We start from the raw sequence: 23,452 nt of genomic DNA, 5'->3' as shown, positions 1-23,452 counted from the left end.
CCTCAAAGGCGGGACTTCGCCTCGACCCACAGTTCTTCCATCTCCTCGAGACTGGCTTCCGCGGGGCTTCGGCCCTTCGTCGCCAGGCTCGTTTCGATATGGCGAAAGCGGTTCCGGAACTTCTCGCTGGTGCCGCGCAGGGCGGCATCCGGGTCGATCTCGGCATGGCGCGCCAGGTTCGCCACGGCAAACAGCAGGTCGCCGATCTCGTCCTGAACCCGTTCCTTCGAAATGGCAGGCTGGTCGAGTTCATGCTCGATCTCCGCGATCTCCTCCTTGATCTTGGCGAGCACGGCGCGCGGATCGTTCCAGTCGAAGCCGACCGTGCCGGCCTTCTGCTGCAACTTGACGGCGCGGGCGAGCGTCGTCATCCCGGCGGGCACATCGTCCAGCAGGCTCCGGGCCTCGGCGTCGGATTGGCCCGCCTGAAGCCGCTTCGCGGCGCGGATCCGCTTCTCCTCTGCCTTCACCGCCTCCCAGAAGCCCTTGGCGGCGCCCGCGTTGCGCGCCTCCTCGCTGCCGAAGACGTGCGGATGACGCCGGATCATCTTCGAGGTGATCGCCATCACGACGTCGCCAAAGGCGAAGGCGCCGATCTCCTCGGCCATGCGGGCGTGGTAGACCACCTGCAGCAGCAGATCGCCCAGTTCTTCCTCGAGGTCGACGAGATCGCCGCGCTCGATGGCATCGGCCACCTCATAGGCCTCTTCGATCGTGTAGGGAGCGATCGAATGGAAATCCTGGACCTTGTCCCAGGAACAGCCGGTCGCCGGATCGCGCAGCGCCACCATGATTTCGATCAGGCGCTCAATATTTCGGGACGGCTGCATGGGGTGATCCTCGTGTGGGCCAGAATTGCTGCCGGGCGCAATCGGAAAGACAGCGCTTCCACCGGCGAAGTAAGGGGTCGCCAGCGCGCCGGAACCGGTTGGTCCACGACGATTTGGCGGGCGGTCAAATCATGGGTTTGTTGTTTTGATCTTTTGGACTTATATAGACCGAATTCGATATTTAGCTCTGCCTTGATATATGCCCGCGCGGCGCGTCCCAAGACATCGCTGGAACTCGGATTGGCTGACGCGGGAGTCGCGCGGCCATAGCCAAGCAATGCACAAAGGACACGAGACATGGCTACCGGCACCGTTAAGTTTTTCAATGGCCAAAAGGGCTTCGGTTTCATTCAGCAGGACGGCGGCGGACCGGACGTGTTTGTTCACATCAGCGCTGTCGAGCGTGCTGGCATGCGCGGCCTGGTCGAAGGCCAGAAGCTGAGCTTCGACATCGAAGCCGACCGTCGCAGCGGCAAGTCGGCTGCAGCGAACCTTCAGAACGCTTGAACTCATCAGTTCGCGTTACGGGGTCCGGCGTTTCGACGCCGGACCCTTTTTGTTTTGACGTCGGTCCCGGGGATTGCGGTCCCCTGAATCCGGCGATGCCTGTACGGAGTTGTCCCATGGCCAAGAAACCCGCCGCCCGCAGCGAGGTTGTCCTGTTCGACGTGTTCTATGAAGACGGCACCCAGCGCTCCAACCGTCGCGTGCCGGGCGAAATCCTTGGCGGTCTCGACGGCGACGAGCCGGCCCGTACCGAGATCGAGGCGCAGGACCGGTTGATCGCCGAGAAGTCGGGCAACCCGGCGCCCGTGATCGACTCGCTTCGTCGCTCGAAGAAGTAACGTTTTCGCGGCGTAAGGCACACCATCCGACCAAAGCTGATAGAGTGACTTGCCCGACGAATCCGTCGACGTCGCCGCTCAGCCTGTTCGTCTCGTTCCCGGATTGACGATCCAGTTGTCGAGAGCCGCCCAGCGGCAGGAAAGGATGGCAATGTCTCCAAGCGATACGAAGGATGCCGCGAAGGCCCGCGCCGAAGAGCGTTTCAAGAAAGCCGAGAAGCTTCGTAGCGGCGAGGCGGCCGTCATGGCCGGTGAGCGCGACCGCGTCGCCGCCCAGGGCGCGAAGACGGCCAAGTTGCGCCAGCTGCGCCTTGCCAAGGAAGCGGCGGAAGACGCCGAGCCCAAGGTGGCCGTCGTCAAGAAGAAGGCCACGCCCAAGCCGAAGCCGCGCGCCTAGCGCCGGAACGCAGGCGCTTCCCGACATGACCGCCACGGTTTGAAGACCATCCGGCTGGCACGCCATGATGCACGCCCCGAGACGCCGCCGCCGCAAGTCGCCGCCCCTAATCTTTCTGGTCCTGCTGGTCTTCGGGCTGCTTCTCATCGGCTATGTCGATCAGCAGCGCCAGGAAATCCGGGCGGCCGACGGCGCCGTGGTCCTGGTCCGAGACGGCGATTCGCTCGCCATCGACGGGACTGAATTCCGGATCTTTGGCATCGACGCGCCCGAACTCGGCCAGTCCTGTGAAGATGGGAACGGAAGGCCCTGGCGTTGCGGTGAAGCGGCGAAATCCGCCCTGCGAAACCTGGTGTCCGCGGGAGATCTCCGCTGCCAGCCACAGGCGCGCGACCGCTTCGGCCGCACGGTCGCGACCTGCCGGGTCAAGGGCGACCCAGGCCTTGGCGCACCTGGTCTCGGCGAACGGGATCTTGGCGAAGCCATGGTCCGGCAGGGCATGGCGATCGATTTCGCAGATCGCGGCGGGTCGAGCTATGCGGCTGCGGAAAGCGCCGCCCGTCGCGAAAGGCGCGGAATCTGGCAGGGGCGTTTCACCCCGCCGGCCGAATGGCGGCGAAATCACCCAAGGGGCAACGGACGCCTTTCGATCCTGAAAGAAAGTTAGCCGGCGCAATTTACAACCTATATGCAGATAATCACGATTTGTTCCCGATTACAGGTTGCAATCGGGGTGATCTGGTTGTATGTCTTTCTGCATACCGTGGTGCCGATGCAAACCTTCCTCTGGTAATCCGAATGGAGCCGGGCATGTGGAATTGCGAATCCGTGCAGGTAGCGGGGGCCGACTCCCCAAGCGCAGCGGCGCAGCGTTCGACGGTGACGATCGCGCTCATTGATCGTCGCGCCCTCGATCGGGAATGCCTGACGAAGGCATTGCTGGCCAGCCAGCCCAATCTGGAAGTCCGCGCGTTTGGCTCCGTCGAGGCGTGGGAGGCGGCGGGGACGCGGCAGCAGGACGCGTGCGCTGTCCTGCTCAGCATCGGCGGACAGAATCCCGGCGATGCGGCGGTGGCCGCGGCGCTCGGCAATCTGGAGCGCGGCTTTCCCGGCATTCCGACGATCGTCCTGGCCGATAGCGAGGCGGCGAGCGACGTCCTGATGGCGTTGGATCGTGGCGCCCGGGGCTATATCGCCTCGAGCAGCGGGCTGCGTGTCGTCGTCGAGGTCGTCAATCTCGTCCGGGCGGGCGGGACCTATGTGCCCGCCAGCAGCCTGACCGCCTGCCGCGCTGACATTCTGGCGCCGGAAATCGAGGAGGAGGCCGATCCTCTCGATGCGCTGCTGACGCCGCGCCAGGCGGCCGTGGCGGAGGCGCTTCGCCAGGGCAAGGCGAACAAGATCATCGCCTATGAGCTCGATTTGAGCGAAAGCACCGTCAAGGTTCATATCCGCGCCATCATGCGCAAGCTTCACGCGCATAACCGCACCGAGGTTGCCTTCAAGCTCAGCGCGCTCGTCGCCGCGCGACGATCGACGGCACGCCTGCTCAGCCTGCCAGCCTATCGTGATAAGCCGCCCGGGGTTCGCCTGGCGTCGACGCAGCCGCCGCAATCCGCGGCCTACCGCTAGTCTCAATCGGTCCCGAGGACCTCATGGTGATCCAATCCTCGCCTCCGGCGCGCGAGCCTTCGGTGCTGCGCGACGTTACCGTCATCCTGCGTCGCCGGACCGGCCTGCTGGTGCTGTTCGCGATGGCCGGGCTGGGCGCGGGTGCCGCCTATTATGCCCATCAGCCGCGCCTCTATCGGGCCGAGGCCGTGATGGCGCTCGACGTCCGCCGGATCCAGGGCATGCCGATCGACCAGGTCGTTGCGCCCTTGCCGCAGGAGAACCCGGTTCTGCGCACCGAGCTCGACCGGATCGGATCGCGCTTGATGGCGCAGCGCGTGCTCGCCAAACTCGCGGCCGAGGGTATTCATCCGTTCGGCGCGGATGCTGATGTTGGCGAGGGGCTTGCGTCGGATCCGCCCGTGGCGGCTGCGGACCCTCCGGACGGCGACCCGGACATGGCGCAAGCCGGCCCGACCCCGGCGCGATCCGCAAGGGCCGGGGACGCGGCCGCGCTTCGCGAGGATCGTTTGCGCGCCGGTCTCAAGGTGGTCAATGATGGCCGCTCCTACACGATCTATATCGCCTATACGGCCGGAGATCCCGACCTTGCCGCCCGGGTCGCCAATGCCTATGCGCGGGCCTATCTCGCCTATCAGGACGATGTACAGATCGACGCCACCCGCCGGGTCGGCGACTGGCTGTCCAACCGGCTCAAGGTGCTGGCGGCCCGGCTGGAGCAGGCGGAGCAGGACGCCGAGCGCTTCCGGGCCTCGTCCGGGCTGCTGGAGATTGACGGTGTCACGCTGGCGGCCCAGCGCCTCGCTGCGCTGAACACCGAACTGATGGCGGCTCGCGCCGCCCATTCGACCGCTGAAGCGCGGGAGAAGACCGCCGCCCGGCTTGCCGCCGACCAGAACGGCCTCGACAGCTTCACCGAGGTGCTCGGCTCGCCGATCATCCAGCAATTGCGCGCCAGCCAGGCGCAGATGGAACGAAGGCTGCGCGTGCTCAAGGATACCGGCGCTGCCCAAAGCGCCGAAATTCCGTCGCTGACTTCGGAACTCGAGGCTGTCCGCCAGCAGATTGCTCAGGAGGTCGGGCTCATCCTCGTCAGCCTGCGCAACGAGATCGACTCCGCAGCACGACGCGTCACCTCGCTGGAGGAGGAACTGCACGCGGCACAGGCCAATTATGGCGCGTCGGACATGGCGCGCGTGAAGCTCGATGCCCTGGTTCGCGAGGCCAATGCCGACCGGGCGGTCTATGAGAGCCTCCTGGGGCGCTCGAAGCAGATCGTGGACCAGAACGGGCTGGTCGATCCGGGCGTCCGCCTGATCTCGGAGGCGACAGCCCCAAGCCATCGGTTCGGCCTGCGTCTTCTGCCCGCCTTGCTGATGGGCCTGATCGGCGGCGGCGCCGCGGGCCTGGGGCTCGTCCTGATCCTGGAGCGGCTGGATGATCGCGTCCGGTCGCGCCAGGCCATCGAGGCGGTGACGCGACTGCCGGTCCTGGCGACGATACCCGACGTGCCATGGCGTCGCCGCCGCAAGCTGGACTGGGAGAAGGGGCGGAGCGGGGGCGCGCCCTTCGCCGAAGCGCTGGCGAGCCTGCAATGGATGTTGCGGCTTTCGCCCGCGACGCGACCCGCCGCGACTTTCATGGTGACCTCGGCCTTGCCGAAGGAGGGCAAGACCACCGTGGCGCTGGCGCTCGCGCGATCGATGGCGACCGCGGGACGCTCCGTGGTGCTGGTCGACGCCGATCTGCATCGCCAGAGCCTGGGGCGGATGGCACGTTCGGGAAGCGCGGGCGATCCGCCTCCGGCCGGGCTGGGTGCGTTCCTGAGCGGCGATGCGGGCCTCGACGAGGTTCTGTCGCGGGACCCGGCCTCGCCCCTGTGGATCATCGCCGCTCCCGCGCCTGGCGACGATGCCCAGGAGCGCCTCGGCAGCGCGCGCATGACTCTGCTGATGGATGGACTGCGTGAACGCTTCGATATCGTGATCCTCGACGCGCCACCGGTCCTCACGACATCGGATGCGGCCCAGATCGGCAGTCTTGTCGACGCCATCCTGTTCGTGACGCGCTGGGCCTACACCACCCATGAGGCCGTTCTCTCGGGCCTGCAGAAACTGGCGCTTTGCGGACTGGATGCCCCGGTTCTGGTGCTGAACCGAGTCGAGCGGCGTGCGCATCAGAGCTATGAAGGGCCCCGGACGTTGCGCCACCCCAGCCTTTGGAGGTCCGCCAACGCGCGGTTCGACGACGGTGCGGAGCCATCGTTCGCCCGGAAGCGGGAGGGCTAGATGGGTCTCGCGTATCAGAGCCTGCGGCGCTGCACGGCCCGTCTCCTCCAGGCGACCGTCCTGCTTTGCGCCCTCGGCGTCGCCGTCTTTGGACAGGAAGTCTACCGGTTCGGTGTTGGCGACGTGCTGCAGGTCTCGGTCTTCGGGCAACCGGACCTGAGCGGCCGGTTCGCGATCGGATCGGACGGCGCCATCCGCTATCCGAGGCTCGGCCGGGTCATGATGCTGGGCCTGATGCCGGAAGAGGCGTCGCAGCGCATTGCCGAGGGGTTGGCCGGGCGAATTCCGGCCGATCACACCGTGACCATCGATGTGCTCAGCCACGCGCCCGTTTTCGTGACCGGCGACGTACAGACGCCCGGACGCTACGAGTATCGACCCGGAATGATCGTTCTGGAACTGGTCGCGCTGGGGGGCGGGCTGCGTCGGCCGGCGTCGCCGGTGACCGGTGCCGCCCTCCAGCTCCTGACGCTCCGCCAGGATTCCGCCGACCAGAAGCTGATTCGATGGTCGCAACGCATCGAGCGCATCCGACTGGAAGCCGAGATAAGGGGTGTTGCGTTTGACGGCAGGGACCTGCTGGCCGCCGACGCGCCGGCTGATATGGTCGCGGCCGAAGTCGCGCTGTACAAGGTCAGAACGGACGCGTTGGCGGCGCAGGCCGAAGCCGCCGACGCCCAGCGCCGGACACTCGACCAGGAGATCGCGGCGCTTCAGGAAAGCCTCCGCCTGCATGACCGCGACCTGGAACTGATCCAACAGGATGTCAGCGCTACCCAGCAACTGGCCGATCAGGGACTGACAGCCCATTCGCGGCTGCGTGACAGCCAGCGCCAGCAATCGGCCCTGAAGCGCGACCGGCTCGAGGTGATCGGTTTCCTGGCCCGGGCGCGGCAGAACCGGCTGGATGTGGACCAGCGCGCGGCGGCGTTTCTCGAGGCGCGCGCGGCGGAGAATGCAGCGGCGCTGCGCGCGGCCGAACTGGCGATCGTACGAACAGAGCAGAGGATCGCGTCGCTTGCGGCCAGCATGGAAGCGGCCAGTGACGATCTCGAGACAGGGAGCCTGCGGCAGATCCCGGCGGCGACCTATGCCGTCGTGCGCAGCACGAACGCGGGCGCAAACCAGATCGCTGTCGGCGAGCATGACCGGTTACGACCCGGCGACATCCTTGAGGTCGATCGCCATCTCGCCGAGCCGGACATGGCGGCTCGGGCGGCCATCCGCTGAATCCGCTTCACCCGGATGAACAGGAGCGTCCTGATGCCTGCAGACACCCTCGCGCCGGCGTGCCAAGTCTCCCAGGGTTCTGCCGATCCGATGCGGGCGATCCGCGTCGCGATGGTGATGGCCCATCTGTCGCAAAAGTCCGGCGGCGTCTTCGAGGCTGTACGCGGCCTGGCGCCGGCGCTGGATGCGCGAGCTGGTATGGAGCTCGGCGTATATGGGCTGGCGCATCCGGCGCCAGCGCATGACATGCTGCGGCAGTGCGGTGTCGCGACGGAGGCCTTTCCGGTACGAGGCCCGGCATCGTTCGGATATGCCCCCGGCCTCGGCAAGGCGCTGCGACGGGCGCGCGCCGATCTTGTGCATGTGCATGGTCTCTGGATGTATCCCTCTGTCGCCGCCATGGGCTGGTCAGGGCGAGGGATGCCCTATGTGGTGACGCCGCACGGCATGCTCGACCGATGGGCGCTGGCCAACCGCCGCTGGAAGAAGCGGCTTGCCGGGCTTATCTTCGAGACGCGGCATCTTCGCGGAGCGGCCTGCCTGCATGCGCTTTGCATCTCCGAACTGGCGGCGATCCGCGATGCCGGCTTGCGCAATCCCGTCTGTGTCATTCCGAACGGTGTCGAGCTCGATACAGCGCTATCCGTCGCGCCGCCACCGCTTTGGCGGGCGCGAATCCCGGGACGCGCCGCGATCCTGCTCTTTCTGGGCCGGATCGCGCCGCAGAAGGGCATTCCCGATCTTCTGCTGGGCTTTGTCCGTTATCTCAAGGGTTCTACCGGTGGATCGACGGTGCCGAAGTGGCAACTGGTGATCGCCGGCTGGGGCGAGGATGCCTACCGCACGAACCTGCAGCGACTGGCGACCGAACTGGGGCTGGACCCGGTCGTCCATTTCGTCGGACCGCAATTCGGCGAGGAGAAGCAGCGGAGCTTCGCGGCTGCCGATGCGTTCGTGCTGCCATCCATCAGCGAGGGCCTGCCGATCGCGGTTCTGGAGGCTTGGGCCGCTTGTCTGCCGGTCCTGATGACGCCGCGCTGCAACCTCCCTATCGGCTTCGAGCAGGGCGCGGCGCTGCAAATCGAACCGGAGCCCGGAAGTATCGCCGAAGGACTTCGCAAGCTGGCTTCGCTGACGCCCGCGCAACGACGGCGGATCGGTGAGCGGGGCGCGACACTGGTGGCAGAGCGCTTCTCCTGGCCAAACGCAGCGGAGAGTATGGAGGCCGTCTATCGATGGATGCTCGGCCGTGGCGACCGGCCGGACACGGTAGATCTCGCATGAGTGCGGCCGTCGACGATCACCGTGCCGAACGGGCTTCCTCGGCCAAGCCCAGGGTGACGGTGGTGCAGGATGGCTCCCGTCTGCATTACGGTCTCCCGCTCGGCCTGAAGCTGGCGGGCGTCCTGGAGACGGTCCACACCGACTGGTTCGTGCGCCCCGGATCGCCGGCGGCGGCCGCTGCTCTGGTCATGTCCCGGATTGGCGGCGCAACCGGTCGCAGGCTGGCCTCCCGGCGCTGTGCCGGCCTCGATGACAGTCGCGTGGTCGCTACCGGGTGGACGACGCTGCTCGCTCGGCTCCGGGAAGATCGTACCGATCTGCCGGAGCAGAATTTCGTCCGCCGCTCGCAGGCCATGACGCGGCAGATACTGGCGGACGGATGGCGGGGCGCCAACAGTCTGGCGGGCTTCGTCCGCAACATAGACCCACCCCTTTGCGAGGCGGCGCGCCGGGCCGGGCTCTCCGTGGTCCTTGACCAGATGATCGCGCCGATCGCGGTTCAGATACGCGAGGAGGCGCGCCAGGCGGAACTCTGGCCGGACTGGCAGACCCCGCAGGATTCGGGCTCTGCCATCATGCAGGACGTCGAGCAACGGAGTTGGGCCTCGGCCAGCCACATCACCTGCGCCTCGACCTATGTCGGCGATGGCTTGCTGGCGGCTGGGCTGAGGCCGTGGCAGATCTCGGTCATTCCCTATCCCGTGGATGCGTCGGCCTATGCGTTCTGCAACCGCGGGCAGCGCACGGGTCCTGTCGTCGTCGGCTTCGTGGGTGCGGTTTCGCTGCGCAAGGGAGCCCCCGCCCTCTTTGAAATTGCCCGGGCGTTCGACCCGGCGAAAGTGCGTTTTGTTCTGGTCGGCCCGATTGCCGCCGATCCGGCGCTGATCGAGCGCCAGCGCGGATCCGTGGCAGTGATCGGTGCGGTACCGCGTGGCGAGGTGCGCGCCTGGCTTGAGTCGTTTGACCTCTTCCTGTTTCCGTCTGTCTGTGAGGGCTCCGCCGGCGCGGTGATGGAGGCCATGGCAACCGGTCTTCCCATCGTGACGACACCGAACAGCGGCACGCCGGTGCGTGACGGGGAGGACGGCTTCGTCGTTGCTTGCGAGGACCTGTCCGGGATGGCGCAAGCGATCGATCGGCTGGTGCAAGACGAGGATCTCCGCTTGCGCATGGGAACCTCCGCCCGCCGGCGTGTCGAAGATCTGACGGTCGGCCGTTACGGGGAGGCCTGGCGGGATCTGCTGCAGCGGGTGATGTCGGCCGGGGACGGCACGCGTCCATTGCCGGAATAGCGTCAACCGTCAGTGCGCTCGCGGCGGCAGAGCAGGGCGAGCGCGAGCCAGTGGCCGATCGGATCCGGCATACGCGGCGCGTTCCGTGCCAGGTCCACCGACTGACGCAACGCACGACCGAAACGGTCCGGCGACCATTCGGCGATGATCGCCTGTCCCGCTTGCGCCATCGCCATCCGGTCGCAGTCCTTGCTGGCGATGGTCAGCATCTGGGCCATGAGTTCGCGGGGAGCGAAAGGGTTGAAGCGAAATCCATTCACCCCGGGACGGACCAGATCCTCGCTGCAACCGCAGCGCTCCGACACCAGGACGGGCAGACCCGCGGCCATCGCCTCGTTGACGACCAGGCCCCATTGCTCCGTCGTGCTCGGCAGAATGAAGGCCTCCGCCAGCCCGTAATAGGCCGGGAGTTCTGGATACTGCCGAAAACCCGGCAGATGGACAGAGCCGACCAAGCCGCGCGCCGCGATCGCAGCCCGCAGTTCGGGTTCCAGCGGGCCTCCGCCCAGCAGGACCAAGTTCCATGCCGGCGCGCCGGCTACGCCACGATAGCCCTGATAGGCCTCCAGCAAGACAAACAGGTTCTTCTTGGCGACGAAGCGACAGGAGGCGAGGAAATAGCGCGGCGGCAATGCGAGTTGCCGGCGGAGCGCCTCGGCGTCTCTTCGGGCGGCGACCGCGCCGATGGCGAAATGCTCATTGTCGACGACGTCGAATCCTTCGCGGATCAGCCTGTCATTCATGCCGAGCCCCGCCAGGTAGCGTCGCTGCGGCCCTCCGGCGACCAATCCGGCGCTGAACAGAGACACGACCCGCCGCTTGACAGCCTCCCGCCAGGGTTTCCGGACTTCGTCGATCTCCGTGCTATCCGACATCACGATGGCCGGAACCCGCCGGCGTGTGCACCACAGCAGGGCTGCCAGCGCGGCCGGGTTCGACCAGCCGGCGATCGCCACTGCCTCTGGCGCGGCCCGGTCGAGCGCCGCGGTCATCTTGCGGATCAGCGCTGGCACACGCTCCGCGTCGCTGTCGGGAGAGACGACGATGCGAGAGAACGGGAAAGTATCGGACGCGCTCCATGCATAGGTCCTGTCCGTGCCGCTGAACTCGATGCCGGTCACCGCCATATGCCGGGCGGCCGCCTGCATCCGGCTGACATGATAGGGACCGAAGCGGTGGAACAGGACCGCGACGCGCGGATGGGCAGGATTGGCGCCCAACGTCCCGGTAGTCTCGGTCATGACGAAGATCCTGCGGCGCCCGCCACCCAGGACGGCGAGGGTTGCCGGATCCGCGCGAGAAGCAGGGCCGGCAGCAGGAACAGCGCCATGTGCACCAGCGCGGAGATCGGCCACTGCGTGTGATGCGTGATCGCCAGCATCGCCGGCGCCAGGATCAGCGGATAGGCGATCTGCCACCCCGTGCTTCCGGAAACCGCCGCGTCGTAGATCCGCCGCATCCCGAAGCCGATCAGGAAGAACTTGAGCGCGCCGAGATAGCCGAACGAAGCGAAGGCGTCGGCAAGTCCGGTTTCCGTGGAGCCGATTGGCGGAGCGTAGTCGCGCGCGATCTGATCGTCGAATGACAGGGTCAGGCTCTCCTTGAGAGCCGGCCCGACCAGTTGCGCCGGGACATAGTTGAAAACCAGCGTGTTCCAGTGAAACAGTCCGAAGTCGAAGGATTGCGTGTCGCTGGCGGATTCCAGGCGCAGCACGGCATTTCGCACCTCCGGCCCGCCATGGGCGACAACCTCCGCGAAATTGGCGAGCACATCGATCTTGAGAAGATCGGACCAGCCGGAATTCTCGCTTTCGGTCGTGATCGCGCGATAGTCTCCCGCGCTGTTCATCGCGATGGCGCCGAACATGACGAGGCCCGCCGTCATGAGACGGGGGGCGGCGCGGCGCCGCTGGAACCACCAGGCCAGCCCGATCAGGAAGACGAACTCGGCCGTCTCGCTGCGTCGGCCCAGCAGCAGGATTCTTTCGGCATAGAAGAGCGTGTCGAAGGCAATGATGGACAGCGCCGCGATGCTCATGCGCCGCGCCCCACAGATAAGCGCAATGGCAAAGCCGTAATTCAGCAGCTTGGCGAAAAACAGATAGACCACGGGCATGCCCGTATAGATCGAGTATTTGATCTCGGGCGGCAGATGCGAGACCTTGAAATAGAAATAGGCACCGGTCAGAGACAGGACCGCGGATACGATCAGCAGCTTCTTTTCGTCGAAACGCCAGCGTTGGCCGGCGACGCGTGGCAGCGTCAGCTGCCAACCCAGGCCACAGGCCATGATGCAGAGGATTGCGAAGAACGCGGCCCGCGTCACGGCCCCCCCTGGCAGAAACGGGTCGTCCGCCATGGCCGGAAATTGCGGTGCGATGAAGCCGAGAAAGGTTGCGCCAGCCAAGAAGGGATATTGATAGACCCCTTCGGGGCGCCGAAGGCCAAAGATCACCCAGAACGCGGAGATGGCGATCAACGCGCCGATCAGGGGCATGCCCATGGGCTGCGCTCCCTTGCTAGGCTCGCCGCCTGGCGGCTCACAGCGGCAACCCTTTTTCCCGCCTCTGGATCTCGATCATCTTGGTGACGATCATCGTTTCGTAGGTCATCAGCAGCCGGCAATAGACAAAGCCGGCCCGGCCATCGAGGAAGCCGCCACGCAGCAGATACATGTAGAGGAAGCGCAGCAGCGGCCTGCAGGGCAGCCGGAAGGATAGTGTTTTGAGCGCTCGCCGCCGTTCCGCGCCGGTCGCGAAGAGCAATGCGCGCCAGTCGACCCGCTCCGCGGCCAGGCTTTTGAGCGACTCCCGCGCCTCGTGCCACGAATAGCGATTATGCTTGTCGAACCAAGCGTTGAGGCCCTTGTTGAAGGTATAGTGCAGCAGATGGCCGTCGAGCCGGCCTTCCGGCCCATTGGCTACGGTTCGCAGATTGATCTCTCGCTCGAAGCGGACGCGCCCCGGCTCGACCAGACGGACGAACCAAGTGGGGTAGAGCCCGCTCCATCGCAGCCAGCGTCCCATGAATATGGTGCGGGACCGAACATGGAAAGCGACCTCGGGACAGCTAGGTTCCGCAGCGATCGCCAGAATCTCGTCCCGTAGTGCAGGGGGCGTCACCTCGTCCGCGTCCGGGAGGTAGACGAAGCGGTTCTTGTAGGCGATCTCGTTGAGCCCGAAGCTCCGCTGGGATGGTTCGCTATCGAAGCGGCGCTGATACACGCGGGCGCCAAAGTTCCGGGCGATCTCGACCGTCCGGTCCTGGCTGAAGGAATCGAGCACGACTATGTCGTCGCTCCAACTGACCGAGGCGAGGCACGCCGGCAGGTTGAGTTCCTCGTCCAGCGTCAGGATGAGCACGGAGACGTTGGCGCTCGGAATGCCCGGCGGCGCCACGCTGGACGGGGAACTCCCGGATCCTGGGTCCTTGCCGAGTATCATCGGTTCCAGGCTCATGCCGCGCGCTCCCGGATGGTTCTCAGCAGGTTCTTGAGCGGCGTCGGCAAGTGGGATCGCAGCCCATCCCGCAGTCCCCGTGGGAGATGCCAGCGCTCTATCGGAAGCGGCGGCGCGATCGGGGGAGGCCGCTCGCGCAGCCCGGTGAGCAGCCCACCATAATGTTCCGCCATGCGGGAGACGCTGAAGCGCTCGTGCATCGCGATCGGCCCATGGCAGGCCATGGCGTGCCAATGGGCTGGATCGCGGCGGAGATGGCGGATTGTCTCCGCTGCCGCCCCGACATCGCCGACGGGAAACAGCAGGCCGGTTACGCCATCGTCGACGACGGTGTCGGTGACTCCCCGGATCATCGAGGCGACCGGCACGCATCCAGTCGCCATCGCCTCGGTGAGCGTGATCATGAAGCCCTCGAAACGAGACGGCGCGACAAAGATGTCATGCCCGGCCATCAGCGCCGGGATTTGGGCGGGCGAGATTCGCCCGAGGAACTGCGCGCGGCTGCCAATCGGGGCCATGGAGCGCCGGAGGCGGGCGAGATCCGGCCCGTCGCCGGCGATGGTCAGCGTGACGTCTTCCGGCAGTTGGGCGAGGATCTGGGGCAGCCACAGCACGCCCTTGGCCTGGTCCTCGATCCGTCCGAGCGACAGCAGCCGGAGCGGCTGACCGATCGTGCGTCGAAGGCGGGGCGGCGGTGCGGGGAAGTCGACGGCATTAGGGATCTCGTGGGTAGTCTTCGGGTCGAAACGAAAGTGCATCAGCAGGTCGTCGCGAATGCGACGCGAGACACAGGCGGTTGCATGAACATGATCGCGGATCGCCCGCGCGGCGGCATAGGTAGCCGGCGTTATGTTATGGACGATCATTACCCGGAGCATCGTCGATGGCAGATACCGCGCAAGGTTGGTCTGCACCCGGTCGGCGTGGACGCTCACGAAGACACCATCGAAATCCTGCTCGGCAAGATGAACGAGCATGGACTTTGCCTGCGCCGGTTCGGTGTCCGTCGTCGTTCCACAGGCCTGGCCCGTCGCCCTTTCCGCACGCCAATCCGGATCCCGCGCCGCGGCGTGGGCGGCCGGGCCTACGCCGAGCCATTCGACCGTGACGCCCATGGGCGCCAGGCCGGCGCGCAAATGGCGGAATACGGTGAAGGTGCCTCCCAGATGCGGATATCCGAAGAAGGCGAATTTCATCTCTTCCTCCTGAAGTCCGATGCAAAAGGCCGGCGCGTTCAGCCTAGGGCGTGGCGTCTGGCGATCCATCCTGGCTACTTGGGCAGGGTGCTTCATCTCTCCGGTCAGGCGGTTCCCAAGCGCCGCCGTCATGCCGTGCCGGCGAGGCCGCCCGCGCACGCTCAGGCGATCCAAGCTTTGCGCAGGATGAACGCTTCGGCGTAGCGCCCAGGCGAGCGGCACTCCATCCCGCGGAGCCGGGCCAGGCCGCGAAATGTTTCGGCGTCAAACCAGTCTTTCGTGCGCTGGCTGGTGAAATGCGTCAGCAGCAGGTCGATCTTGCGCGCGAGGATCTCTTCGTCGAATGCCGCATAGGCGTTGGGACGGCCAAGATCGCCATCCCATTTCGGGATCTCGTATTCGAGGATCATGTGGTTGCGGAACGTGTTCCAGGTCAGGCGCGAGACGGCGCGATGATCCTGATGCGCGTCGTCGCGCCGGTGCGTCAGGATCACGTCGGGAGGCGGCCCGTCCTTCAGCTCTTCCATCCAGCGCTTCAGGGTTGCTTCCTGCTGTGGAAACAGGCCGTCCTCGAAACGGGCGAGCTTGAGATCGGCGAGCGCCGCGCCCCTCAAAAAGGCGTGCGCGGACCTTTCGGCTTCCGTCGAGCGGATACCGGCGGCACTGAGGACGCACCAGCGCACATCGAGCCGGATGCCGGTGGCGAGCCAGTGGAGCAGCAGCCCCCCCGCGCCGATCTCGATATCGTCGGCATGCGCCCCGAGGCATAGTACCGACAGCGCTTCGCCGGGGCGCACGAGCGGCAGCGTCTTCATGATCCCGTGACTGCACGCGCTGGACGACCGCCGCCCGCATCCGCCAGACGCCATGGCATCGCGCCCTGCTCGACCATGTCCTCCAGGATCTGGCGGTCCTTCAGCGTATCCATGGCGCGCCAGAATCCCTCGTATTTATAGGCCATCAGCGCGTCCGCTTCGATGAGGCGCGTGAAGGGTTCTTGAACAAGCTCTTCGCCGGGGCGAATGAAGTCGAAGATGCCGGGACGGAACAGGAAGAAGCCGCCATTGATCCAGAGATCGGAGCGATCGGCCGTGCGGAACCCTCGCATCGCGCCATTCGGCTGGATATCGGCGAAATGGAAGCTCAGATGCGGCCGAACCGCCAGGAAGCAGGCGAGTTTGTTGCTGTTTCGGAAACGCTCGATCATGTCGTCGAGGTCGACGTCGCTGAGCCCGTCGCTATAGTTGGCGAGGAAGATCTCCTCGTCGCAGACATGTTCGCGAACCGCCAGCAGCCGTTCGCCGATATTGCGCCAGATGCCGGTGTCGATCAGTGCAACGCGCCAGTCCTGCTCGGGCTTTCCGAGCAGCTCGACCTTGGTGCCGAAGCCGGAGACGATGCAATCGGCATAGGCCTGCGGACGGTAGTTGAGGAAGAAGTCCTTGATGACATTGGCCTTGTAGCCGGTACAGAGGATGAACTCGTTGTGCCCCCGTTGGCTGTAATAGTTCATCAGGTGCCAGAGGATCGGCTGGTGGCCGATCGGGATCATCGGCTTGGGAATACTCTCCGGATATTCTCGGATGCGCGTGCCGAGACCGCCGCAAAACAGGATGACCTTCATCACCGGATATCCTCTGGCTCGACGATGCGTGGCGTGGGAATCGGCACGATGAAACGGCCACCCCAACCGGCGATGTGCCTCATTTGCCGCGTGATCTCCGCCTGAAGGTTCCATGGCAGGATCAGTACGAAATCGGGCCGGGCTGCATCGATCGCCGACACCGGCAGGATCGGGATGTGCATGCCCGGCGTGAAGCGGCCGTGCTTGTGCGGATTGCGATCGACGGTGAAATCGAGGAAGTCGGGGCCGATGCCGCAATAGTTGAGCAGCGTGTTGCCCTTGCCGGGGGCCCCGTAGGCGCAGATGGACTTGCCAGAGTTGCGCAGCCCGATCAGCAGCGCGAGCAGATCGCGTTTGGTGCGGCGGATCCTTGCGGCGAAGGCGGAATAGGTTTCCATCCGTTCCAGGCCGAAGCGGCGCTCTTCGTGCAACAGTTTCGAGACGGCAGATTCCTGCGGGCGAACGGAACTGGCGCGCGCCAGATAGACGCGCAGCGATCCGCCATGCGTCGGCAACGCCTCGACGTCGATGATCTTCAGATCATGTCGCGCCGCGAGCCGCTCGATCGTCAGCAACGAGAAATAGGAGAAATGCTCGTGATAGATCGTGTCGAACTGGGTCTCCGAAATAAGCCGCTGGAGATGCGGGAACTCTAGCGTGACCACGCCGTCCGGCTTCAGCAGAATGGCAAGACCGGCTGTGAAGTCGTTGAGATCCGGGACCTGGGCGAGAACATTGTTGCCAATGATCAGATCGGCCTGTCGGCCGTCGGCGACCAGCGTCCGCGCCAGACGGGTTCCGAAAAAGTCGATCCGCGTGTCGATGCCCTTCCGGATCGCGACGGCCGCCACGTTGGCGGCCGGCTCGATGCCGAGGGCGGGAATGCCCAGCGCCAAGAAATGCTGCAGCAGATACCCGTCATTGCTGGCGATCTCGACGATCTCGCTCTCTGGACCAAGGCCGAGCCGTTTCGTGATGGCCGTGCAATAGGCTTTGGCATGCGCCACCCAGCTCGGCGAATAGGAGGAGAAATAGGCGTAGTCGCTGAAGATCTCGCTGGGCGCGACATATTCTGCCAGCTGCACCAGGTGGCACTGCTCGCAGACCATCGCCCGGAGCGGGAAATAAGGCTCCATGCGGTCACATTGCGTTGCGGTGAGAAAGCTCTCGCAAAGCGGGGACATGCCCAGATCCGCAAAGCGCCGGCGAAGTTCGGTTCCGCATAGGCGGCAGGGTCTTGGAACGGACTTGTCTACCGCCAAAGAGGCATGGAATGACGCGCTCATCCGCAAACTTCCTTCCGCTCAGCCCTGCGAGACGCAGTACAACCGCGCTCGGCAGATCCTTCAACCTCCGCTAGAGTAGAGTGGAATTCTTAGAACAGAAGATGAACTCTGCGCTTCGTTCCTCGGCAATTTGGGCAGGAACGCTTGGGTTTGCTTAGGCTGGCTAGTCCCTTTGGTTGATGATCGAAGGGAGAACTGGCCGGAAAACTGCGCCCCCCATCCCTTTGTTGGCATCGCGCGCAGGCGTCTGATCGCGTTGAATGGATCAGTGGATCTGCTTCCAACGGGATGAAACCATCGCAAAGACGGATGACTGCGAGACATGGCCAGCATCGACGTCGCCATTCCGAATTTTCAATACGGCCGCTATCTGCGGAATTGCGTGCAGAGCGTTCTGAGCCAGGGCGTGGAGGACCTTCGGGTCCTCATCATCGACAATGCCTCGACCGATAACAGCGTCGAGGTCGCGGAGCAGCTGGAGGCGGAAGATGGCCGGGTCAGCCTTGTGCGTCATCGCCGCAATCTCGGGCACCATGCCTCTTTCAACGAGGCGATCGACTGGGCGCAGTCGGACTGCTTTCTGTTGCTCTGCGCCGACGACGTTCTCACCACCGGGGCCCTGTCGCGCGCGCTCTCGGTAATGGAGCAGGACAAGACGATCAATCTCGCTTTTGCCAACCGCGCGGCCCTGACGCTGCCCCAGCCGGGCGCGCGGCGAACCGACGTTGGCGCAAAATGGGACGTCATGCCTGGCCGGATCCTGCTCGATCGATTCTGCCGGACCGCCCTGTGCAGTGTGGTCGGCTGCTCGGCGGTGGTCCGAACGGCGGCGCAGAAGCGCGTGGGCTATTACAGGACCTCCCTGGACCACACCGACGATTTCGAGTTGTTCATGCGATTGGCGATGCTCGACGGCAGCATCGCCGAGACGGGGACACCCCAGGTGTTCCTGCGTTCGCATGACGAAGCGCGCTCGGTGGTCGTCCGGCGGAACCGGAGCCTTCAGATCCGGAAATATGAGGCTGCCTTCACGTCATTCTTCGCGCATGAGGGCCGACACCTGCCGGATGCGGACGCGCTGCAGCGCCTGGCGCGCCGCAGCCTGGCAAGCCGCGCCTACTGGTCGGGCGTCAGCCATCTCTGCCGGGGCGATTTCGCCAATGCCTCCGGCCTTTTTCGCTATGCGGTGGAACGGTCGCGGTCGACCGCGTTCGTCCCGCCGGTCGACTATCTGTTTAGGCACGAGCGTGCGCTCGAGCGCGCCGCTGTCGCGCTCGCGGATGGCTTGCAGCGGCTTCACCTTGCCAAGCGGACCGGCTGAGAGGCAGGGAGGATTGCCGTGCAGTTCCTGTCGACTGAACTGGAAGGCGCATACCGGATCGAGCCGATGCCCCTATCGGATGAACGAGGCCGTTTTGAACGTAGCTTCTGCACCCGCGAGTTCGAGGCGGCAGGCCTGCACGCCGTGTTCGTTCAGCACAGCCAGTCCTGGTCGTCGACCAGGGGGACGCTGCGCGGCCTGCATTTCCAACAGGCGCCACATGGCGAGATCAAGCTGGTACGATGCCTGCGCGGCCGGATCTGGGACGTCATCCTCGATCTGCGCGTGGCGTCGCCGACCTTCCGATGCTGGCAGGGCTTTGAACTGTCATCAGACAATCGCCACCAGCTCTATGTGCCCGAAGGTTTTGCCCACGGGTTCCAGACGCTGACCGACGACGTCGAGGTCGGATACATGATCTCGACCGCCTACGCGGAGGGAGCCGCGAGCGGTGTGCGCCATGACGATCCGGCCTTTGGAATCGACTGGCCTCTTTCGGTTACCGCGATCTCCCAAAGGGATCGTGACTGGCCGGACTATGGCTGATCTAGCGTTGCGTCAGGGCTGCAGCAGACCATGGGCCTGCAATCGCCGCGCCATCAGGAGCATATCCGCGAAAGGCAGATTGGCCCGTTCGGCCATGTCGAGCAGCGTATGTTGCCCATCGGCCAGATTGAGAACCCAAAGCATCGCGAGATTGGCGGCCTCCGTCGTCGGCGAGCCATCGCCCCCTGCATAGAGGCCGTGGCGGCCGAGCTGTGGCTCGCCCTTCATCACGGTGCCACGTGGCGTGAAGTCGTTCTCGATGACATCCAGGATCGACCGGATCATCGCATAGGACGTGGCGAGGTGGCTTGGCCGGACGAAATCCAGATTGTCGGCCGAGGTGTGATATTGCGGGAAGGCGCCATAGAGGCTGCGCTGGAACAGGCCGACGGGCAGGTTGAAGCCGGGCGAACCGTATTGGCGCTCGTCATAGCCATAGGGGCTGAAGTCGAGAAGCACCGGCGCGGGGGCCGCGTGGCGCAGCACGTGGCAGGCGGCACGGTCGATGAAAGCGTCGCCGCGGCGAGACCGCTTGTAGGTCGGGCCGCCGCCGTCCCCGACGCACGAAACGACAAGCCCGTGCCGGATTCGCGCCGCCTGCGTTTCGTTGCGGGCGAGCCAGGCGATAGCCCCGATCGTGCCCGGCGCGAAGAGGAAGCGATAGCTGTAGCGCGTCCTTCGACCGGAAAGCTCCCTTGCCAGCAAGGTCAGCAGCGCAAGGCCCGAACAATTATCGTTGGCAAGCGAGGGATGGCAAATATGCGCCGAAAGCAGGACCTCATCCTGGCTCGCGCCGGCGTGATAATACTCGCCATAGGACAGGCTTCCGGCCGTGAGACTCGACTCGATCACCGCTTCATAGAGCCCGTCCGGCAGGGCGGTCAGTCGGTCATGCGCCATGCAGAAGCCCCAGGCCTCGTCATAGGCGGATTTTCGATACGGGATCCGGTCCGGCTGGTCGGGCAGGGTGAAGATGTGCTGCCTCAGTTCGGAGAGCGGCAGGATCGTCCGGATCGGCGCGCTGTGGTTCAGCACATGCAAATTGCAGTCCCGAAAATCGACCACGCGCTCGCCGGCCTCGTTGCGGATATAGGCATCGCGGATCGTCCATTCTGGCGGGATCGTCCAGTCGAACACCTGCGTTCCGCTCGGCACCTCGTGAATCGTGAGATCGATTTCGTGCTGCAGCCGCCGGAGCGTTTCGCGCACGCCTTCGCCGGCGACGGAACGGCAGATCGGGAAGATTTCGACCAGTAGGCGATAGATGTCGCCACCGATGCCGGGCATCTCCCGATCCGATGCGGGAATGGCTCTGCCGGGCGGATCGGGTGGGAATCTCATGTCGCCGCCATGGGGTCACGCGACCAGACCGGGTTCAGCGGCCGCAGGTCCTCGTCGAGCGCGCCTGCCGCTATCAGCCGGCGTATCTGGCCGATCCGCTGATAGCGCGGGCCTTCGACGGTCTCGGCGGTCAGGGCCGAGGCCCGATACGCGGCGTAGAGCTGCTGAGCGCCGCTCCGGGCATCCCAACGAGGCCTGAAGCCTGGCAACATCCGGCCGATTTTCTCGAACGAGACGCGATAGGAGCGGCTGTCCGGCGCGGCGTCGGGCGCGACCGTGAGCTGGCAGCCCGGGACGGCATCGGAAACGATCCGCGCGAGATCGCGGATGCGATAGTTGTGCTCCGTCTGGCCGACATTGAAGGCCTGGTTCCGGAGTACCTCCTCCGGTGCCGTCAGTCCGGACCGGAACGCGCGGGCAATGTCCTCGACATGGACGATCGGTCGCCACGGGGTTCCGTCCGACAGCATGTGGACGACGCCTCGGGTCGCCGCGCCGGCCACCAGATCGTTGAGCACGACGTCCAGCCGCAGGCGCGGCGACACGCCATAAGCGGTCGCGGGCCGAAAATAGACGGGGCAGAACGTTTCGTCGGCCAGGCGTGCGATGTCGCGCTCCGCCAGGACCTTCGACTTGCCATAGGCAGTGACGGGACGCAGTTCCGAGGCCTCGTCTACCATGGCGTCGCCAGCGCGGCCGTAATTGCTGCAGGAGGACGCGAAGAGGAAGCGCCGCACGCCGGCGGATTTGGCCAGTTCAGCAAGCCGGACGCTCGCGCGATGATTGACGGCATAGGTTAGATCCGGGTTCAACGCGCCGAGCGGGTCGTTCGACAGCGCTGCGAGATGGATCACCGCATCGAAACCGACCAGCGCCGATTGCGGGATATCCCGTATGTCCACCTGCATCGCGACGATGTCGGCGATCGCCCCTCCGGCTGGGAAGGCGCCGTCGGCATAGAGGTCGCTGTCGCAACCGACGACGGTGTGTCCGGCGCGCAGGAGCATCGGCGTCATGACCGTACCGATATAGCCTCGATGACCGGTGACCAGAACCTTCATCCGAATCCTCCCTGACAAGGTATTCCCGCTTGTGCAAAGGCGCCGCGAAGCGCGGCCGGCCGCACGGGTTTCACCCAGGCAGGCTAGGACGAGCGCAGGGGCCTGACGCCCTGCACTTCGGGGCAGGGCACTAAGCCTTTTGAGCGGTTTCGGTTCGCTGGTTTCCGGCTGCGCCCGGCGCAAGACTTAGCGGTCGCTCCGGTTGGCCAGGAAGAGGGCGGAACTCTGTTCCGATAGGCTAGCCAGGGACGAGCGGGTCGCACCGAGAGGCAAGGCAATGCAGGATCTGCGGCAGAAGACCATCCGCAGCGGTCTGGCCAAGCTCATGGGGCAGGGCGTCGGAGCGCTGATGCGGCTGGCCTTCATGGTGGTGCTGGCGCGCCTGCTCGATCCGCGCGAATTCGGGCTGGTCGCCATGGCGACCGCGATCACCGGCCTGCTCGCCATGTTTGCGTCCGCGGGCCTGTCTTCCGCGACGGTCCAGGCGCGTTCGATCAGCGGCCAGCAGATTTCGACGCTGTTCTGGGTCAACATGCTGATTGGCGTCGTCTTCGCCATTCTATGCTGTGCGCTCGCGCCGGCGCTCGTCCGCTTCTATGACGAACCCAGGCTCTTTTGGCTCACCATCCTTCTGGCGCCGGGCTTCCTGCTCAGCGCCGCCAGCGTCCAGCATCTGGCGATCCTTCAGCGCGACATGCGCTATGCGACGCTGACGCTGGTCGAATCCGCTGGGCAATTGCTCGGTCTGGTCACCGGCGTCACGCTCGCGCTGGCCGGGTTTCGCTATTGGGCGCTGGTCGGTGCCACCTTCGCCGCCCAGTTCGGGGTCACGACGGGTCTCTGGATAACGACCCGCTGGCTTCCCGAGCGCCCCGGCCGCATCAGCACCATCCTTCCGCTGCTCCGGGTGGGCGGTACGATCACGCTCAACACCCTCGTCACCTATGTCGGGTACAATCTGGAGAAGATTCTGCTTGGCCGCTTCTGGGGGGCGGAAGCGCTCGGCAATTACGGCCGCGCCTATCAACTGATCTCGGTTCCGATCGACAATTTGAACAGCGCGTTTGGCGGGGTCGCTTTCTCGGCCCTGGCAAGATTGCAGGACGATCCCGTCCGGCTGCGGCACTATTTCATCCATGGCTATTCGCTGGTTATCTCAATGACGGTGCCGCTGACGCTGTTTCTCGGCTTTTTCGCCGACCAGATCTTTCTGGTCCTGTTCGGGCCGAAATGGCTGGAGGCGGCCGCGATCTTCCGACTGATGACGCCGACCGTCCTGATCTTCAGCCTCATCAACCCGTTCGGCTGGCTGCTGTTCGCCACCGGCCGACAGAGGCGCTGCCTGCATACGGCGCTGGTGATCGCGCCGCTGGTGATCGTCGCCTGCGTCCTCGGCCTGCCCTATGGCCCCCGGGGCGTGGCGGCCGCCTACTCGATGGCGATGGCGACATGGTTCGTTCCACACATGATCTGGTGCGTGCACGGGACGCCGGTCAGCGTGCGCGACCTGCTGCCGTCGATCGGCAGGCCAGCTCTAGCCAGCCTCGTCGCCGGCACGCTGGGGATCGTCGTCGACCGCTATACGATGGCCGGCAAGTCGCCGCTGGTCGAACTCGTATTCGGCGGCGGCTTCATGCTCGCCGTCTACGGCATCATGATCCTGCTGGTGCTGGGGCAGGGAGGGTTTTACCGCGACCTGTTCCGCGACCTGCGCAAGGTTACCGTTCCCTCCTGATCCAGGCACCGCTCGCCCGACCTTGGCGATCTCGGTCGACGGTCTATCCTGGGAGGATGCCGCGCGCGCCTGCGTAGCCGTTGCCG

Annotated in this window: 22 protein-coding genes; 12 read left to right on the top strand and 10 right to left on the bottom strand. The window is 65.3% G+C overall.

The window, feature by feature from the left end:
• Positions 1-2: 2 nt before the first annotated feature.
• Positions 3-830, bottom strand: a complete 828-nt coding sequence (mazG, locus tag OSH10_RS13920) for a nucleoside triphosphate pyrophosphohydrolase (RefSeq protein ID WP_266332420.1) — start codon at positions 828-830, stop codon at positions 3-5.
• Positions 831-1,127: 297 nt separating this feature from the next.
• On the opposite strand from mazG, the gene OSH10_RS13915 reads away from it, so the two are divergent.
• The 9 genes from OSH10_RS13915 to OSH10_RS13875 all read left to right on the top strand — a co-directional run bounded on the left by OSH10_RS13915 (position 1,128) and on the right by OSH10_RS13875 (position 9,798).
• Complete coding sequence (locus tag OSH10_RS13915; protein ID WP_018181610.1) at positions 1,128-1,337, top strand: cold-shock protein; 210 nt, start codon at positions 1,128-1,130, stop codon at positions 1,335-1,337.
• Between the two features lie 116 nt (positions 1,338-1,453).
• Complete coding sequence (locus OSH10_RS13910) at positions 1,454-1,675, top strand: hypothetical protein (RefSeq protein WP_266332418.1); 222 nt, start codon at positions 1,454-1,456, stop codon at positions 1,673-1,675.
• 151 nt (positions 1,676-1,826) lie between these two features.
• A complete protein-coding gene (locus OSH10_RS13905) occupies positions 1,827-2,072 on the top strand; it encodes a hypothetical protein (protein ID WP_266332416.1) in 246 nt (81 codons plus the stop codon).
• 64 nt (positions 2,073-2,136) lie between these two features.
• A complete protein-coding gene (locus OSH10_RS22965) occupies positions 2,137-2,739 on the top strand; it encodes a thermonuclease family protein (protein WP_407660714.1) in 603 nt (200 codons plus the stop codon).
• A gap of 38 nt (positions 2,740-2,777) precedes the next feature.
• Positions 2,778-3,704, top strand: a complete 927-nt coding sequence (locus tag OSH10_RS13895) for a response regulator transcription factor (RefSeq protein WP_266332414.1) — start codon at positions 2,778-2,780, stop codon at positions 3,702-3,704.
• Between the two features lie 23 nt (positions 3,705-3,727).
• Positions 3,728-5,992 (top strand): GumC family protein, encoded by a 2,265-nt coding sequence (locus tag OSH10_RS13890; protein ID WP_266332413.1) that lies wholly within the window; start codon positions 3,728-3,730, stop codon positions 5,990-5,992.
• The gene (locus OSH10_RS13885; RefSeq protein WP_266332412.1) at positions 5,993-7,222 is read left to right on the top strand and encodes a polysaccharide biosynthesis/export family protein; all 1,230 of its coding nucleotides are present in this window, start codon (positions 5,993-5,995) and stop codon (positions 7,220-7,222) included.
• Positions 7,223-7,255: 33 nt separating this feature from the next.
• Positions 7,256-8,506 (top strand): glycosyltransferase, encoded by a 1,251-nt coding sequence (locus OSH10_RS13880; protein WP_266332411.1) that lies wholly within the window; start codon positions 7,256-7,258, stop codon positions 8,504-8,506.
• Positions 8,503-9,798: a glycosyltransferase family 4 protein gene (locus tag OSH10_RS13875; protein WP_266332410.1), complete on the top strand. Its 1,296-nt coding sequence runs from the start codon at positions 8,503-8,505 to the stop codon at positions 9,796-9,798. Before OSH10_RS13880 ends, OSH10_RS13875 begins: the two co-directional genes overlap by 4 nt.
• Positions 9,799-9,800: 2 nt before the next feature.
• Here the strand turns inward: OSH10_RS13875 and OSH10_RS13870 are convergent, their stop codons facing one another.
• The 7 genes from OSH10_RS13870 to OSH10_RS13840 are packed head-to-tail and all read right to left on the bottom strand — an operon-like array spanning position 9,801 to position 17,362.
• A complete protein-coding gene (locus OSH10_RS13870) occupies positions 9,801-11,039 on the bottom strand; it encodes a glycosyltransferase (RefSeq protein WP_266332408.1) in 1,239 nt (412 codons plus the stop codon).
• Positions 11,036-12,301: a hypothetical protein gene (locus OSH10_RS13865; protein WP_266332406.1), complete on the bottom strand. Its 1,266-nt coding sequence runs from the start codon at positions 12,299-12,301 to the stop codon at positions 11,036-11,038. The genes OSH10_RS13870 and OSH10_RS13865 overlap by 4 nt, the downstream gene beginning before the upstream one ends.
• 37 nt (positions 12,302-12,338) lie before the next feature.
• Positions 12,339-13,256: a glycosyltransferase family 2 protein gene (locus OSH10_RS13860; protein ID WP_266332405.1), complete on the bottom strand. Its 918-nt coding sequence runs from the start codon at positions 13,254-13,256 to the stop codon at positions 12,339-12,341.
• Positions 13,253-14,584 (bottom strand): glycosyltransferase family 4 protein, encoded by a 1,332-nt coding sequence (locus OSH10_RS13855; RefSeq protein ID WP_266332404.1) that lies wholly within the window; start codon positions 14,582-14,584, stop codon positions 13,253-13,255. Before OSH10_RS13855 ends, OSH10_RS13860 begins: the two co-directional genes overlap by 4 nt.
• Before the next feature lie 29 nt (positions 14,585-14,613).
• Positions 14,614-15,267, bottom strand: a complete 654-nt coding sequence (locus OSH10_RS13850; RefSeq protein WP_266332403.1) for a PIG-L deacetylase family protein — start codon at positions 15,265-15,267, stop codon at positions 14,614-14,616.
• Complete coding sequence (locus tag OSH10_RS13845) at positions 15,264-16,076, bottom strand: sugar phosphate nucleotidyltransferase (protein WP_266332402.1); 813 nt, start codon at positions 16,074-16,076, stop codon at positions 15,264-15,266. Before OSH10_RS13845 ends, OSH10_RS13850 begins: the two co-directional genes overlap by 4 nt.
• On the bottom strand, positions 16,076-17,362 hold the full coding sequence (locus OSH10_RS13840; RefSeq protein ID WP_266332401.1) for a class I SAM-dependent methyltransferase: 1,287 nt from the start codon (positions 17,360-17,362) through the stop codon (positions 16,076-16,078). Before OSH10_RS13840 ends, OSH10_RS13845 begins: the two co-directional genes overlap by 1 nt.
• A gap of 322 nt (positions 17,363-17,684) precedes the next feature.
• Here OSH10_RS13840 and OSH10_RS13835 point away from each other — a divergent pair, with 322 nt between their 5' ends.
• Both OSH10_RS13835 and rfbC read left to right on the top strand, forming a co-directional pair.
• Positions 17,685-18,683 (top strand): glycosyltransferase family 2 protein, encoded by a 999-nt coding sequence (locus OSH10_RS13835; RefSeq protein WP_266332400.1) that lies wholly within the window; start codon positions 17,685-17,687, stop codon positions 18,681-18,683.
• An 18-nt stretch (positions 18,684-18,701) separates the two neighbouring features.
• The gene (rfbC, locus tag OSH10_RS13830) at positions 18,702-19,229 is read left to right on the top strand and encodes a dTDP-4-dehydrorhamnose 3,5-epimerase (RefSeq protein ID WP_266332399.1); all 528 of its coding nucleotides are present in this window, start codon (positions 18,702-18,704) and stop codon (positions 19,227-19,229) included.
• Between the two features lie 12 nt (positions 19,230-19,241).
• On the opposite strand, the gene OSH10_RS13825 is transcribed toward rfbC, so the two are convergent.
• Both OSH10_RS13825 and OSH10_RS13820 read right to left on the bottom strand, forming a co-directional pair.
• On the bottom strand, positions 19,242-20,516 hold the full coding sequence (locus OSH10_RS13825; protein WP_266332398.1) for a DUF4910 domain-containing protein: 1,275 nt from the start codon (positions 20,514-20,516) through the stop codon (positions 19,242-19,244).
• Positions 20,517-20,566: 50 nt separating this feature from the next.
• A complete protein-coding gene (locus tag OSH10_RS13820) occupies positions 20,567-21,631 on the bottom strand; it encodes an NAD-dependent epimerase/dehydratase family protein (protein WP_266332864.1) in 1,065 nt (354 codons plus the stop codon).
• Positions 21,632-21,908: 277 nt separating this feature from the next.
• On the opposite strand from OSH10_RS13820, the gene OSH10_RS13815 reads away from it, so the two are divergent.
• Positions 21,909-23,366, top strand: coding sequence for a lipopolysaccharide biosynthesis protein (locus tag OSH10_RS13815; RefSeq protein ID WP_266332397.1), 1,458 nt, complete (start codon positions 21,909-21,911; stop codon positions 23,364-23,366).
• Positions 23,367-23,452: the final 86 nt, after the last annotated feature.

Origin of the sequence: Kaistia defluvii (assembly GCF_026343955.1) — a bacterium.
GTDB classification, from domain to species: domain Bacteria; phylum Pseudomonadota; class Alphaproteobacteria; order Rhizobiales; family Kaistiaceae; genus Kaistia; species Kaistia defluvii.
Note: the sequence above shows the minus strand (reverse complement) of the source record. Positions and strands in the feature narration are given on the sequence as shown.

Excerpts from the sequence above, each read along its gene's own strand:
- mazG (WP_266332420.1), bottom strand. The coding sequence starts at position 830 with ATGCAGCCGTCCCGAAATATTGAGCGCCTGATCGAAATCATGGTGGCG.
- OSH10_RS13915 (WP_018181610.1), top strand. The coding sequence starts at position 1,128 with ATGGCTACCGGCACCGTTAAGTTTTTCAATGGCCAAAAGGGCTTCGGT.
- OSH10_RS13910 (WP_266332418.1), top strand. The coding sequence starts at position 1,454 with ATGGCCAAGAAACCCGCCGCCCGCAGCGAGGTTGTCCTGTTCGACGTG.
- OSH10_RS13905 (WP_266332416.1), top strand. The coding sequence starts at position 1,827 with ATGTCTCCAAGCGATACGAAGGATGCCGCGAAGGCCCGCGCCGAAGAG.
- OSH10_RS22965 (WP_407660714.1), top strand. The coding sequence starts at position 2,137 with ATGATGCACGCCCCGAGACGCCGCCGCCGCAAGTCGCCGCCCCTAATC.
- OSH10_RS13890 (WP_266332413.1), top strand. The coding sequence starts at position 3,728 with ATGGTGATCCAATCCTCGCCTCCGGCGCGCGAGCCTTCGGTGCTGCGC.
- OSH10_RS13885 (WP_266332412.1), top strand. The coding sequence starts at position 5,993 with ATGGGTCTCGCGTATCAGAGCCTGCGGCGCTGCACGGCCCGTCTCCTC.
- OSH10_RS13880 (WP_266332411.1), top strand. The coding sequence starts at position 7,256 with ATGCCTGCAGACACCCTCGCGCCGGCGTGCCAAGTCTCCCAGGGTTCT.
- OSH10_RS13875 (WP_266332410.1), top strand. The coding sequence starts at position 8,503 with ATGAGTGCGGCCGTCGACGATCACCGTGCCGAACGGGCTTCCTCGGCC.
- OSH10_RS13870 (WP_266332408.1), bottom strand. The coding sequence starts at position 11,039 with ATGACCGAGACTACCGGGACGTTGGGCGCCAATCCTGCCCATCCGCGC.
- OSH10_RS13865 (WP_266332406.1), bottom strand. The coding sequence starts at position 12,301 with ATGGGCATGCCCCTGATCGGCGCGTTGATCGCCATCTCCGCGTTCTGG.
- OSH10_RS13860 (WP_266332405.1), bottom strand. The coding sequence starts at position 13,256 with ATGAGCCTGGAACCGATGATACTCGGCAAGGACCCAGGATCCGGGAGT.
- OSH10_RS13855 (WP_266332404.1), bottom strand. The coding sequence starts at position 14,584 with ATGACGGCGGCGCTTGGGAACCGCCTGACCGGAGAGATGAAGCACCCT.
- OSH10_RS13850 (WP_266332403.1), bottom strand. The coding sequence starts at position 15,267 with ATGAAGACGCTGCCGCTCGTGCGCCCCGGCGAAGCGCTGTCGGTACTA.
- OSH10_RS13845 (WP_266332402.1), bottom strand. The coding sequence starts at position 16,076 with ATGAAGGTCATCCTGTTTTGCGGCGGTCTCGGCACGCGCATCCGAGAA.
- OSH10_RS13840 (WP_266332401.1), bottom strand. The coding sequence starts at position 17,362 with ATGAGCGCGTCATTCCATGCCTCTTTGGCGGTAGACAAGTCCGTTCCA.
- OSH10_RS13835 (WP_266332400.1), top strand. The coding sequence starts at position 17,685 with ATGGCCAGCATCGACGTCGCCATTCCGAATTTTCAATACGGCCGCTAT.
- OSH10_RS13825 (WP_266332398.1), bottom strand. The coding sequence starts at position 20,516 with ATGCCCGGCATCGGTGGCGACATCTATCGCCTACTGGTCGAAATCTTC.
- OSH10_RS13820 (WP_266332864.1), bottom strand. The coding sequence starts at position 21,631 with ATGAAGGTTCTGGTCACCGGTCATCGAGGCTATATCGGTACGGTCATG.
- OSH10_RS13815 (WP_266332397.1), top strand. The coding sequence starts at position 21,909 with ATGCAGGATCTGCGGCAGAAGACCATCCGCAGCGGTCTGGCCAAGCTC.